Origin of the sequence: Bartonella sp. OD88NMGDW, assembly GCF_042193775.1 — a bacterium.
GTDB classification, from domain to species: Bacteria; Pseudomonadota; Alphaproteobacteria; order Rhizobiales; family Rhizobiaceae; genus Bartonella; species Bartonella grahamii.
In genome coordinates, this window is record NZ_JBHIMA010000004.1 from 65,166 (window position 1) to 78,569 (window position 13,404).

The window sequence follows — 13,404 nt, forward strand, 5'->3', positions numbered from 1 at the left end:
CTTAACCTTATTAGCACGTAACTACAAATATTTCCGTAACCATCCAATTGTTATTTCATAGAATGCATTTTTTACTTTTGCAAAGAAACTTCCTTCCTGAACATTCATTCCGGCAAAAACAGGTTTTTCCAGAAGAACCTTTTTATCTTCTAAAATTTGAAGAACGCCAACTGATTGCCCAAAAACGATGGGAGCTTTCAACGGACCATGATATTTAATTTTTGCTTTAACATTTACTTTTTTTTCATTCGAAAGCATAAAACTTATTGGTTTTTTAACAATGAGTGGAACAAAATTTTGCTTACCACCATAAACAGAAGCACGACCAATCGTTTCTTCTTTTGTGAAAATCGTTTTGAGATCAAATGCTGTCATTCCCCATTGAAGAATGTGTTCTATTTCTTTTGTATATTTTTTACCATCTTGCAAACCATTGAGTGCTAAAAAAAGACGTCGATGATTTTTAGAAATGGTGGCAACCATTGAAAATCCTTCTTTTTCGCTGTAGCCAAAACCAAATCCTTCTACACCAATTTCCTTAGAAATAAGAGGGTTTTTATTACGTTGAAAAATATTATTCCACGTAAAATGAGGCTCACGATAAAGTGCATAATAATCCGGATATTCCTGAACAATATGACGTGCTAATATAATCATATCACGCACGGTTACAAATTGTCCCTCTTCGGGTAGCCCTGTTGCGTTAACAAAATGACTTTGAGATAATCCGACCACTTTCGCGCGCTGATTCATCAGTTTTGCAAAATGGGACTCATGTCCAGATATTCCTTCAGCAAGAATAATAGCAGCATCATTTCCATTCATAATAATTAAACCACGTAAAAGATCAGAAACACTGATTTCTGTCTTTATCTTTGCAAACATAGTGGTTGTACCGGAAGGTGCTCCACCTTTACGCCAAGCATTTTCACTTACCTTGAATTTCTGCGTACTCTTTAACAATCCCTTCTTTAAGTGATGAAATACAACTTCTACTGTCATCAATTTTGCTAATGAAGCAGGAAAAAAAGGAATATCACTTTGTTTTTCATAAAGTATTGTCCCTGTATCATCATCGAGTAACAACAATTGTGATGCAGAAATTTGAAAAACTTCTGCTCTCCCCCACGTGTCAAATGCCAATATTCCCCATAAAGTCAATAAGATCCTTAATGTTGTATACATAGCTCTCCTCCCATCCCAAAGATCAACATAAAGAATCTTATATAGGAAAAAACTTTTTTATTTCTGCAAATTGAGGAATTATTGACAACCAAAGAAAAGATTTTATTTTTATTCAGCGTTAGCAAAAGTAATATGATGCACTTTTTATCTTACACCTAAGTTGATTTTAATATTTTAAAGCATGAAAGAAAAAATATTTTTTATTTGTTGTTTTATATTTATAGTACATTGTTTATTATAATAAATTACAACATTTTAAATTTTATATTATTAAAAATACTGTAAGATTCCTTCGTTATATTTCCTCTTATATTGAATTTAATAAAATATCTTGCTTACGCGTCATAAGTAAGGTTCGTATATGAATAAAATTTATTAAAAAGAGAGTAAAAATACTTCTTATAAACATGTCAAGTATTAAAAATTATCGCACAAAAAATTGGAGGCTTGCAAAATGTACGATGGTGGCGGTTTATATCTTCATAAGTGTAAAGATAGTGATGTCTAAAGGCCTTACCAATCATACCATTCACAGGCGCTATCGTAAAATAGGCTTGTAGCGTGTTAAAATATGTCCCTTTTGAATAAGTACCTGAATTCGAATCTTAAATTTAATTACAATAAGATATTGATTTTATTTATATTTTTTTAAGGTTAGGGACCATATAATTAGGTTCGGGAATAGGATTTTCACACTTTCCTTTACAAAGCGCATTCTTTTTGCCAGCTTTCTCTAATAATTTTTTTAATAGTTCTAAATCTTCTTGTGAAATAATGTTTATCAGTCTAGAGAACATACCAACAGCTTCACATCTGAATGTATCAGAAGGCTTTATAGTGAAACTTTTGCGACAAGCATCCGATTCTCTTCTCAAAATTTCTGCTACCTCTTGATCTAAAGTATAGAGTTCAATTATCTTTTCCTCTAATCCTACAGGAACAGATCTTTTGCCAATTTCTACAGATGATAAAAATGCTACAGATATATCTAATTTTTTAGCCATATCTAAAAGGCGTTCTGAATGATCAATGCGGAGTTTGCGTAAGGTTTTACCAAATGGTGTTGGCATCTAAAAAATCCTATTAAAAAAGAAGCTCTCTCGTGATTCTAGCAGAAATTCTTAGGTTTTGGTTAGCTCCTTTTAAAAATTGACTTCCTACCCTCCTTAATACACAAGGTTGTATGGCATGACGGATAAATCTCTTGACATAGGTTTGAAATGTAGTACATTGTAGTACAATTAAGTAGGAGATTTAGCAATGGGAAAAATTCAAGCCCGCATACCTGATGAAGTTCAAGAAATTGCAAGTGCAGTTATTAAGTCTACGGGTTTAACTATATCAGATGCAGTACGCATGTTTATGACCCGCATTGCTAGAGATAGAGCATTACCACTTGATCTATTCCAACCAAATATGGAAACATTACAAGCTATCGAGGATGCCGAAATGGGACGCGTCGAACGTACATCATTAGACGGCTTAAGGACCATGATACGCGCAGATAGAACCCAAGCGCGTAAATCTGAAAAGCAAACCTAAGCTTGCTATGCGGGAAATTGTCTATACGCGTTCATTCCGCCGTGACCTTAAACGTGAAAGCAAAGGTAAATATGCTAATGCACTAGAGGAGGATTTGCTGCTTGTGGTCCAAGCGTTAGCAGAGAATGAACCGCTAAAGGCGCATTGGAGAGATCATGCACTAACAGGTCAGTGGCGCAATTGTCGTGATTGTCACATAAAGCCCGATTTAGTTTTGATCTATCGAAAGCCAGATGCCAAAACACTAGAGCTTTTACGACTTGGTTCCCATTCTGAACTGCGTTTATAATTGGATCTTCAATTCATAGTAAAAAGAATTTTACGCATTTTTTTCTTTTATGACAGTTGTTCAGTTCTTTGAAAACCAATGCTTTAAATGTGCAATGACATTATCTAGCGCGTCCATGAGACGTGCAAAATCAAGGATAAGCAAAAAAAGAAAAAATGCTATCCACTTCATCAAGCGAGACATCATTTTCACGCTTTGATAGGTGATGATCATTTCTTGAAGCATTTCTTTTTCTGCTTCTGTAAGCTCTATATCGTCTTGTGTTTTTTTTCTAGCCATGTTTCCACCCACACAAGCGTTGACCCTGCTTGTTATGCTTTAAGATCTCTCTTGCTAAGTTTGAGCTAATGGTGTTCAGATCTTGTCGGCTTAAATAAATAGGTAACCAACCAACACAAGAAAAAACATATTTATTTGTCGCGCAACCAGTGAGAGAGAGCAGCACGCACATCAGCATCACTTTTTTGATTAACTTCACTTTCCACCTCAAGCCGTGTTGTGGCTGCTTTTAAAGCTTTTTCTGTTTGCTTTTGTTGCTCTACTTTTTTCCCAAGAGTAAAAGCTTTTGCTAAGGCAATAAAAAAAGCGGCTAAAGCCGCACCTGTTACCATCAAGTTTCTTTTCATCCATAAGATCATAGGCGGTGCTCCTGAAAGCGTTTAGCAACAAAGAAAATGCCAGTACATGCGGCTAAAACCATAATGGCGGCTAAAGCCCATTGGATTGGTCCATTACCCGCTAAAAACCCACCAAGACCTGAGAAAGAACCAATAATCGGTGCCAATGCTTCTGCTTTGAGAAACCCTGTTGGTTGTTTCGTTTCTACTGTTTGATAATTAGAAGAAACATAAGCCCCTTTCGCCCATAGCCCTTCCTCTGCCGCACGCCGGTGTGCGAGACCTTCAAGACGCTTACCGCCTGCTTTGGTCCATTTCTGCAATTCGGTTGGTACAGCTTCATAATCCCCCCGATTAAGCCTTTTAAGCAATGTAGAGTTTTGGAAAGCTGCAATACCTACATTATAACAAAAGGAAACAAGGGCGCCGAACTGCTCGTCGCTTAAATTCACACAAACTGCTTTTTCTACCGCCCTCTCATATTGCCGCAAATCTGCTAAAAGCATGGTTTCGGCTTTTTTTTCCGTAATCACCATGCCCTCAACCACTGTTGGTTGACCAGCTTTTTTCGTATGACCATAACCAATCGTCCATACGCCAGAAGCATCTTGATAAGACTGCAAGCGCAAACCTTCCCACTTTTTTAAACAGTATAAACAGTCTTTACTTATTTTCCGTGCCATTGTTCAATTCACCTTATAAATATACCTTTATCAGTACTGCTCCGTCACCGCCGTCGCCGCCAATTTTGTCGCTTCCGTGTTTCCCATCAAAATATCCACCGCCGCCGCCGCCAGCTCCATTGCCGCCACGACCACCTCTACCACCTTTGTAACTCTCACCACCCTGCCCCATGATAGAACCCTTACATTTACCGCCACCGCCGCCGCCGCCGCCAAGAAAAGAACTTCCACCGGTACCAGCTCTCTTGCCGTCACTTCCACTTCCTCCACCATTCCCACCAGAAAAAATAAAGCTTTCACCACTGATGCCCTCCCTGTCTCCTCCTCCATCGCCACCTTTCCCTCCAAAGTTAACAAAAATCATGGAGACGGAATATCCTCCTTCTGCAGTAACAAGCCCTTTGATAATTGTTTTACCACCATTGCATAAAATGTTACTGTCATTGCCTTTACCACCACGACCAATGTAAGCTGTTTTTAATTTATCTAAATCAGAACCTTTCATTTTAACATGCACGCATTGACCGCCGCCGCCGCCGCCATCTTTAACGCCTCCACCTCCACCGCCCCAAGCCCATACTTCGATATCGGTGTCAGCATTAATACCATCAGGCAATGGAATATCTCCGCTTTCTGTCATCAGAATTTCAACAGGTTTTCTAACCCCGCCACCATTGTTGCCGCTACCAGCGCCGCTGCTATTGCTACTATTTGCTTTGATTGAAGCCATCAGTTTGGCTGGTGAGATAAGTGCATCCACTGTCTTTATGCCATCAATCCAGTCTTTTTTTGCAAGAGGTTGAATGAGATCAACTTTTTTCTGTACACTATCCGCTGTTTCTTGTGCGACACTTGCCACAGCTTGTGCCCTGTCTCCTGTTTTTTGTGCGGACTCAGCGGTATTTTTCGCATCTACAGCGTGATCTTGCGCATCTTTCGCTGTATTGAATGCAGCATTGGCAATATCCTTCGCCTCACTGGCTGCATAAAGCCCTTGTTGTGCACTTTCTTGTGCGTGTTGTGCCACATCTTTAATTTTATCAATTTTTGCAACCTGTGCACGTTCTTGAGGGGTTAAAATAAGATGCGTATTCCCCTCATTCATATTCTCCATATCAAAGGCATCTTTTTCTATTTTATCTGGATCATAAACTGATTTTGACATACCAACAGACTTTGAGCCTACAAAATAACGAATGGTATTTTTGAGATCTACCGGAGATATGGGATAATAAACACCTTCACTTCCCTTATGCCACTTTTCTATTGTTGGTTGGGTAGCACTCAACCATCGTAGTTTTGATCTTTCCTCTGTGGTTAAGATCTTTTTGGTAGGACCCTCGTTCATATTTTCCATAGAAAATGCATTTGCCCCCACATTGTCGGGATCATATGTAGCAGCCTTCATATCGCCAATCCCTAAAGACGATATTTTTACCCAGCCAGCGCCTGATAAAATCGCATTCTCATGCACTTCACCACTTGCTTCAATATCACAAATTGTGACCTTATCTTTGTAAGCAAGAGCTCCAATATCTCTCTTTGCAACAGCATCATCAGCCTTTTTTCCTTGAGCAGCGGTTGCAAAATATTCTACCTCATAAGCTGCTGCACTCCCCACTGAAACAGGTGCAAGAGCCTTACTATCTAAAACACCTTCTTTGACTTCTTCTTTTGTTGCTGGTTCAAGCTTAAATATATGTGTGTGATAGGGTAATGGCATCGCGTTTCATTCCTTAGCAATTCTATTTTTGAGGTTGTGGGAGATGAGAGACTGCAATTCATCAATAAGTTTTTGCATGATCTCTATGCGTTGATCTGTCGCTTCTTGATACTCTGCCAAAGCGCTTAAAAGATCATGCTGTATATCGTTTTTGACAAGATCAAGCACCTTATTCAATGGCGCATGAACCATTCGATTGCTTGCATAAAAAAGGACGCGGATTTGCTCCGCGTCCGCAATATCATCAATAGCAGACGGATTATTGATCATCTGAAAACCTTATGATTTTATGGCATAAACAACCGGTACATTAATAGGGCGCGTTTCTGCCTCACCCGTTGAAGAAATCGTTACCTTATGCGTGTGCACTCCAGCAGGTTCTGTTGTCCCTGTAAGGGTTTGATAGTGATAAAAGGGATTCCTTCTGCCAATATCATTGGCGCTCCACCCCACTCCATTATACTGAAAATTGTGTGCGTGCTGCCCCGCCGATTCAACGCTACAAGCATGTGTGTGCGATTTAAGGCAATCTTGCTGTATATCAGCAAATTGTCTACTTCTGTCTAAACCGCGACCATTATCAAAGCCGCGCAAAAACACTCCTCTAAAATCTGGAACTTTAAAGGTTGTATCACTGTTTTTTCCCCATTTATCCCCTATCGCCTTGAATAATTGCGGATAATCTTTGCGTTCATAAGTAGCTCCATCACATAAAAGCCAACCGTTTGGGACTTCTTGCATAGCAAAGGTCGCAATAAAACCACAAGGAAAGGTTTCGACCTTCGGTGGTGGAATGGGGGTAGGGTTTAAAAGATACCAGCCATCAAGACCTTTTGTTGATACGCCATCATTATAGACTATTTCATAAATACCATTTGTTTGTAACTCACCACCTGTCAATGATACTATTCCCGTGCTGGTGGCTTTATAGAGTAGCTTTGCTCCTATATTATTCATGTTTATTGTTGTCGTACCAATATTTATACCACGCGCCTTAAAGCGGATAATGATATCGTTTTTATATTTTGCTATTGGCGAAACCGTCGTCAACGTAATTGATGTTGTTTGTTCCTTTCCATTCACAATAAACTTTGAGTCAAGAGAACCACCATTATCGGCAAGATATTCACGTATACGCTGCATCATGACCCGCGCACTATCATTAACAGAACTAGGCGGCTGCCCTTCTGCCCAATTAATGATACTATCGGAATTGGCATTTTGATCAGCTGTGAGTGACCAGTCATAAATATCAGACATGATAAGCCCCCGTTCTTCTTAATAGCTCTTCGCGCAATTGCTCTTCTTTTTGCCGCCCATAGGAACCAACAGATTGCCGCCTAGAGGGATCAATGAGAGGTGTTAAATCTGTCGGGCGCCCAGTCGATTGTGAGAAACCCGCCATGACTGGTTGCTGCAACATTTGTTGCTGTACCATCTGTGCCTGCTGTTTTTGTCGTTCTCCATTCTCTCTCATTAAATGAAGCAAACCGGAAAAGCCCTTTTTAAGAGCACCTGCATCAATACCTTGTGCTTGTAATGGTGTGGTTTCCATAATCTGTCCTGTTAAATTATCTCTGCTTTCAGGTGCCATCATTCTGTTTGGGAATGGCGTGTCATATGCCATTAATTGCTTGCCCCCTTGATCACCTTGACCCACCTGATTACCTTGAAGTGTCTTTTGAAGCCTCTCAAACCCACACAAAGGACCCTCCTCGTTTGGTGCTGCTTGTCCATTGCTTTGGTTTTGCTGTATCGTTCTCTTCAAAGCATCTCCCGTTTTATTGTAAAGCCCATAAATATGATTCATAAAATCCCCTGCTGTAGCTTCCATGTTGCCACCGTTGAGTGTGACTGCCTGTCGACCTAAAAGCTGGCTTGCTGGAATATGTGGATTTTTGATAAGCTTTACTGCCCCTGCTGGTCCTTGTTGGTGTGCGAGGTAAAGCTCTGCCTCTGATGGCTCTCTGCCTAATGCTGTTGCTAAATAACGCGTATTATCCTTCGTTAACCGCGCCATAGCATCGGTTGCTTGAAAGGGATCAAACTTGTTATTGAGTTGATACTGTTTTGCTGTTGAATCGAGAAATTGATACAGCCCCCCTGCACTGCTGTTCTTATTTCTTGCATTTGGATTACCATTACTTTCTATCATAGCAACACGTTCAAGAAAGCTTTCTGGCAAACCATATTTTTGTGCTGCCTGTGAGATAGCACGCTTCACATTAGGATGAAAATTGATCATTAGTTTATAACCGTTCTATCAACGCTGCTATTCAAAATAATGCCAACAAAATTAATGAATTTCGTATAATTTTCTCGTGTTATTAAGCGTTTCTTTTCTGCTTCATGAAACGTCTTAATTAGTTCAACAGCTTTTTCTCTTGCTAACCCAAATTCCCCTTTTTCCCGCGCTGTTATAAGCGCTGCAATATCTCTCTCAGTATCTTTATGGACGCTTGAGAATTTGCGTCCAAATTCTCTTGCGAAATTTTTTACAACTGCCTTGATGAAAGCAATCTTTCCTATACCCATAGTCTGTTGTGCCCCCCTCTCTTCTACTTCACCCATATGGTTTGGCAATCGTGCAAAAAGTTTTGTTCTTTCCACTTCTGGTCGCAACACTTTCATAAGTTGCTTGGCTTTGTCCTCACCAAAACTCTGCCGTAATTTTTCTTGACCATTCTGCGTGTCAAACAAACTCAAAAGACTGTGTTCAAAATTCTGTGCATTGCCTGCTGCATCCTCTATTTGTGACCGCATCCCTTTTTGAAACGCATCTTTTTCCATCAACCCAAAACCCGAAAGTTGACTGTTGATTGTATCGAGATTAACGCTCTTCTTCAGCGCTTGTTTTCCCTGCTCTAAGGCATCACCGATAGTACGCTCGTCATAATAAATTTTCCGTGCTTTAGCATAATCTGGAGAGGACGTATCCAAAACGTCCAGAATGCGTTGTTTGAAATCAGTCAAATCTCGAGCATATCCCCATTTTCCTTTGATGCGCGCAGAATTAATTTGATCATCAAAAACCTCTTTCATCTTATGTAAAATCCGCATATTCAGTTTTGGATATCCATTGCTCCCTATAACTGTTGCATCCGCTTCATTTGGCATTTGCGCAATTGCTTTTTTATAGGCTTTTTGGAAGGCAGGAGTTTCTTGCAACCGCGATAAATCTTCACGAACAGCATTAGAAATAGGAGAAGCTTTCGCCCTCTCATAAAATGGTTCAGCCTTTTTCTGTGCTTGTTTGATAATCTCTTGCTTTAAATCAAGCGTATCTACTTTTGGACCCATCACATCTGTCAACGCATCCTTTACCCGCAGTGCACTAGCATCTTGTCTTTCATTCAAACGATTACTTATGAGCGAATAAGTATCATGGTCTTTTTTTGCTGCCTTAAAAGCTCTTGTAGCAAGCCCATCGTGAAGATCAATAATCATTGAATCAGGACCACGCTGTTTTAATGCCCTTTCAAGCTTATCAACACCTTCATCCCCTAAAGTCTGGCTTACATCCCTAAGCGCTCTATCGCTTACCTGAAATGCTTCTTTTTCTGGCATTAGCGCTGCTTTTGCTGCCATTTCAGCTGGGCTTATAGGTCCTCTCAATGCTGCTTTAAGTGATTTTGTCACAAAAGGCGTCACTTTTGATACACCACTGGCAACAAATGGTGTTGCAACGCCTAGCCCTGCACCTAACCCAGCAGACATTAGAGTATCTGCAAGCCCTTCCCCTTCACCACTGCCTGCTATTCCACCATAAATAGCTCCAGTTTTTGCCGCACGCCCCAAGCTAAATTTTGCCGCCTCTTTACTTGCTACTGCTTTCATTGCTGCTTCACCTGCAGCTTTTGCCGCTGCCCGTTCCGCACCCTCTGCTAAAGCAGATTGCACCGCCCTTTCTCCTGCTGCTAAAGCTTTACTGGTTATTTGTGCTCCTGCAACACCAGCTCTACCTCCCAGCACAACATCAGCCCCAATTGCCGCACGAGCAGCAGCAGTAGCCCCTGCCGCGGGTGGAAAGAGGGCAGAAGCAATTACGGGTGCCGCAGCACCCGTTAAATTCCCCGCAAGAGATAGATAAAACTGATCTCGGTTCGCCGCTCTTTGATAGTCACGCCATCGCTTTGTTACTTCATTATATTTTTTGACTGCCTCTTTATCTCCCATCCAATAATCCCAAGGTCCTGCTTCTAATATTCCAGCTATTTCATCATCATACCCCATGGTTAATCCATGAAGAGCACCCCATCCAAAAGCACCCGCAGCACTTGGATGTGGATCATCTTCTTCTGTTGCACCACTATTTCCTGTAACAGAACCACTTAGCCTTTCCTTATTCTTCGCGAAAAGCTCTTGAAGCTGTTCTGGTGTATAGTCACTTATATGCCCAATGACTCTTGTGTTTTTACGATTAATAAGAGGAGGAATTACTTCAGCCATTGGTTTGTTTCTCCTTAATGCGCCCGTCACTATCAACGAACAGCATGCCTTCCGGCAATGCTTCTATCTGTTTTTCTAGTGGATCATTTGACTGTGCATGATTCCCCTTATTCCCTTTATAAGCATCTTCCCCATAGGCGGCTCGAACGAGCTCGCTTGTTGCTTCTGCACCACCAAAAAGAATTGCGCGCGTTGCTGCATTGGATTTGTTGAAAGTGTCAATAACTGTTTTTAACGACTTCTTCATTTGCTCTGCAGAAAGATCTTGATACAGTGCCGCTACAGAGTTTTGCAATGCTTGCAATTCCATATTAGACAAATTCCCAAAGCCAGATGCACCACTTGGTGAAAATGCTTTTGCTTTTCTCAAGGCATCAAGCCCGATACTCGCCTTTAATGAATCAAGCATATGCATAAAATCTTTTGCCTTAGAATTAGGAAGGAACGACATTATAGAACCCGTGAAACCAACAACATGCGGATTTTCCTCAACAATCTTTAGCAATTCTTTAGATGCCGAGAGTATACGATTGGACATCTCCGCCGACTCCAAAATTTTCATTTGCATTTGTTGGTTTTTACGCTCCTCCTCCTTCTGTTCTTGAATTAATTTATGTTCTGCACCACTGCCTGCAATTGGCATCGCACGTATGCCACCAAGTGCTTTTTTATCCTTAATATACATATAACCTGCTTCAGGCTTTGACAGCATGTTATCAGCATTTCCCCCTAATCCAGAAGCAGTGGAACGTTGTCCCCCTTGGACAGGTATAATTTTCCCTGTGCTTGTTGAGACTTGGAAAGTCATATCCTCAGGCAATCCCTGCTCTGCCTTTTCTTCTGATGTCAATGTTCTATAGGCTTCTTGAGAGCTTAACGTGTTGCCTATAACTTTCATGGCAAGATCTGGATATTGCACAAGGGCTTGTGCGTCTTTATCACTATATCCTTTAGAGCGTAAAAACTCAAAAATTGGTCTATTTTGAGCACGTATATTATTGCCCTGCCGCATAACAAGCGCCGCATTTGAAAAACTTTCTTGCGGTGTTTTTCCTGATGCAAGCCCCGCAAAAAAATCCATTAAATGCTCGGAAAATTCTGATTTTCTAAAACGCTCCCATAAGCTACTTGGATTTGCTCCTGTCTGAACAAAGTTATCAAGTGACTTGATATAATCTGTTTTTTGTTCAAGATCACCACTTGCTTTTAAATGCTCCTCTTCTGGTAAGTGTGCATTCAAATGTTTTTCTTCTCCTATGGGTGACTCAAAAAGCTTTTCCTCATCATTTCCAGAATTGTTTTTCAAAGAGTTTTCCGCTATAGATTTCTCATTAAGTTGAGCAATATAATCCATCACATTTTTCTGCTGTCGCCCAGCTTCATCCCCACTAGACTGATCAATGTTCGCAACAAGTGGAGATGGAGGAATCATTGATGCAACACCCCCCTGCTCTGAGAAGTCATGCTTTTGTTGCTCTGGCGCCTCTTGTATCTTAACAGTATCCTTTGAAACATCCGGCAATGGAGGCATTTGGCGCTTTAAATCATCCGTAGACATAATCAATTCTGCTGGCGTTTTTTTCCCAACTTCTCCTCCTCCTGCTTGAGAACCACGAATAAGCTCTGTAGGACTCAATTTTTGTGGAGTATTATCCCCATTGCTCGCATCAAAAGGGTTTGTGCTAAAAGCAGCACGTTCTAAAAAACTTGGCTTGTATCGCCCTTCCAACGGCGTGCTTGGAGGCGTAGAAAGCTGTTCGAACAAATGCTTTGGCAATTGAGGTATGACCTGATACATCAAGGGACGCAAAAATTTTGGATCAAACAACTTTAAAAGAGAATTTGTGTTTTCTTGTTCCATCACTGCACCCTTTCCATCTCAAAGCCAAGCTTGCCATAATCCACATGCAAAAAGCCTGTCGCCTTATGCAAGAAAACAGCTTCTGGCTTTGACTTCAAAACATCCTGTGCCATCACCCCGCGATAGCGCTCTGGGTGCCCCTTGTAGTTGTATTCATAGAGTTTGTGTCCATTTCTCTGCCCAGCTTCTCTGATGTTTTCTTTTGCTCTGATATCACTAAGCCCAGCAAAAGTACCAAGGATAGTTCCAACATTTCCAACAATCTCCCACGGATTAGGTTTTGGCTGTGGAGTCAATGTCGTCATTTGTCCTGTGCGCGTTCCATAATTTCCAGCAACAGCCCCACCAGCTGTAAGCAACTTACTTAACTGGTCCCAATCAAGATTGTTCTGCTGCTCCCATTTTTGCCGCTCTTCATCTAATTGCCGTTGATGATTGGCATCAAGTACACTCCCTCCCGTCAACGCATTGAGATTTGCCTGACCTTGACCTTGAAAGAAATTATTGGCACCCGCCAACTGATTTTGGTTTGCTTGGTCAATGAGACCATTGGCATTCATCATGTTGTTGACATCTTGGTTATATTGCTGTGATAGAGCTTGTGTTGCTATGCCCCCCAATTCATCAGCCAAAACCCCAGTATGTGCACCCGAACCATAACGCCCAGCTCCTGCTAGCGAACTGTTAATAGAGCTTGTTGCCTTATTTAATGTGTTTTGAAGTGCTTCATTAAAGTAAGGGTTATTGCCTATTTGTTGCCCTGAAGCCATGTTCTTTAAGTTTTGGCTTGTTGAATTTTGCCCTGTGGCTATTCCATTTAAAGTGTTGTTATCATAGTTATGCGTATTATTGCTAAGCCCATTAATCGCATTCTTTGTTTGATCACTTAAACCCGCAACTCGCTGCCCGTCATAAACGGCTTTTCCGCTGCCTTGGTTATAAAAAGTCATGGCATCTTGAGCTGCGTGTTCAAAAATACCTTTTGCCCATGCAGGGGGTTCATTTGTTTGCGTCGTGTTTTGGGTATTCTGGATTGGTTTAGAACTTTTTCCCAT

Annotated in this window: 14 protein-coding genes; 2 read left to right on the forward strand and 12 right to left on the reverse strand. The window is 41.0% G+C overall.

What is annotated here, in order from left to right:
* Positions 1–21: 21 nt before the first annotated feature.
* Together ACFIJR_RS04565 and ACFIJR_RS04570 are read right to left on the reverse strand one after the other, a co-directional pair.
* On the reverse strand, positions 22–1,185 hold the full coding sequence (locus tag ACFIJR_RS04565) for a D-alanyl-D-alanine carboxypeptidase family protein (RefSeq protein WP_375627279.1): 1,164 nt from the start codon (positions 1,183–1,185) through the stop codon (positions 22–24).
* A gap of 638 nt (positions 1,186–1,823) precedes the next feature.
* On the reverse strand, positions 1,824–2,255 hold the full coding sequence (locus ACFIJR_RS04570; protein ID WP_375648518.1) for a helix-turn-helix domain-containing protein: 432 nt from the start codon (positions 2,253–2,255) through the stop codon (positions 1,824–1,826).
* Positions 2,256–2,445: 190 nt separating this feature from the next.
* On the opposite strand from ACFIJR_RS04570, the gene ACFIJR_RS04575 reads away from it, so the two are divergent.
* Positions 2,446–2,727 (forward strand): type II toxin-antitoxin system RelB/DinJ family antitoxin, encoded by a 282-nt coding sequence (locus ACFIJR_RS04575; protein ID WP_375625831.1) that lies wholly within the window; start codon positions 2,446–2,448, stop codon positions 2,725–2,727.
* 7 nt (positions 2,728–2,734) lie between these two features.
* Positions 2,735–3,016: a type II toxin-antitoxin system YafQ family toxin gene (locus ACFIJR_RS04580; RefSeq protein ID WP_015856348.1), complete on the forward strand. Its 282-nt coding sequence runs from the start codon at positions 2,735–2,737 to the stop codon at positions 3,014–3,016.
* A 60-nt stretch (positions 3,017–3,076) separates the two neighbouring features.
* On the opposite strand, the gene ACFIJR_RS04585 is transcribed toward ACFIJR_RS04580, so the two are convergent.
* The 10 genes from ACFIJR_RS04585 to ACFIJR_RS04630 form a co-directional block, all read right to left on the reverse strand.
* Positions 3,077–3,295, reverse strand: a complete 219-nt coding sequence (locus tag ACFIJR_RS04585; protein ID WP_375625829.1) for a hypothetical protein — start codon at positions 3,293–3,295, stop codon at positions 3,077–3,079.
* Between the two features lie 131 nt (positions 3,296–3,426).
* Positions 3,427–3,654, reverse strand: coding sequence for a hypothetical protein (locus ACFIJR_RS04590; RefSeq protein WP_273788001.1), 228 nt, complete (start codon positions 3,652–3,654; stop codon positions 3,427–3,429).
* The gene (locus tag ACFIJR_RS04595; protein ID WP_375651956.1) at positions 3,651–4,316 is read right to left on the reverse strand and encodes a lysozyme; all 666 of its coding nucleotides are present in this window, start codon (positions 4,314–4,316) and stop codon (positions 3,651–3,653) included. Before ACFIJR_RS04595 ends, ACFIJR_RS04590 begins: the two co-directional genes overlap by 4 nt.
* Positions 4,317–4,329: 13 nt before the next feature.
* A complete protein-coding gene (locus tag ACFIJR_RS04600) occupies positions 4,330–6,039 on the reverse strand; it encodes a hypothetical protein (RefSeq protein WP_375653723.1) in 1,710 nt (569 codons plus the stop codon).
* Between the two features lie 6 nt (positions 6,040–6,045).
* A complete protein-coding gene (locus ACFIJR_RS04605; protein ID WP_375653724.1) occupies positions 6,046–6,309 on the reverse strand; it encodes a hypothetical protein in 264 nt (87 codons plus the stop codon).
* Between the two features lie 9 nt (positions 6,310–6,318).
* Positions 6,319–7,299, reverse strand: a complete 981-nt coding sequence (locus ACFIJR_RS04610) for a tail fiber protein (RefSeq protein ID WP_375653726.1) — start codon at positions 7,297–7,299, stop codon at positions 6,319–6,321.
* Entirely contained in the window at positions 7,292–8,284 is a 993-nt protein-coding gene (locus tag ACFIJR_RS04615) for a transglycosylase SLT domain-containing protein (protein WP_375653727.1), read from the reverse strand. The genes ACFIJR_RS04610 and ACFIJR_RS04615 overlap by 8 nt, the downstream gene beginning before the upstream one ends.
* Entirely contained in the window at positions 8,284–10,488 is a 2,205-nt protein-coding gene (locus tag ACFIJR_RS04620) for a hypothetical protein (RefSeq protein ID WP_375653728.1), read from the reverse strand. Before ACFIJR_RS04620 ends, ACFIJR_RS04615 begins: the two co-directional genes overlap by 1 nt.
* Positions 10,481–12,349: a hypothetical protein gene (locus tag ACFIJR_RS04625; protein ID WP_375653730.1), complete on the reverse strand. Its 1,869-nt coding sequence runs from the start codon at positions 12,347–12,349 to the stop codon at positions 10,481–10,483. Before ACFIJR_RS04625 ends, ACFIJR_RS04620 begins: the two co-directional genes overlap by 8 nt.
* Positions 12,349–13,404 carry a tail fiber domain-containing protein gene (locus tag ACFIJR_RS04630; protein ID WP_375653731.1) on the reverse strand — a complete coding sequence of 352 codons (1,056 nt, stop codon included), beginning with the start codon at positions 13,402–13,404 and terminating at the stop codon, positions 12,349–12,351. The genes ACFIJR_RS04625 and ACFIJR_RS04630 overlap by 1 nt, the downstream gene beginning before the upstream one ends.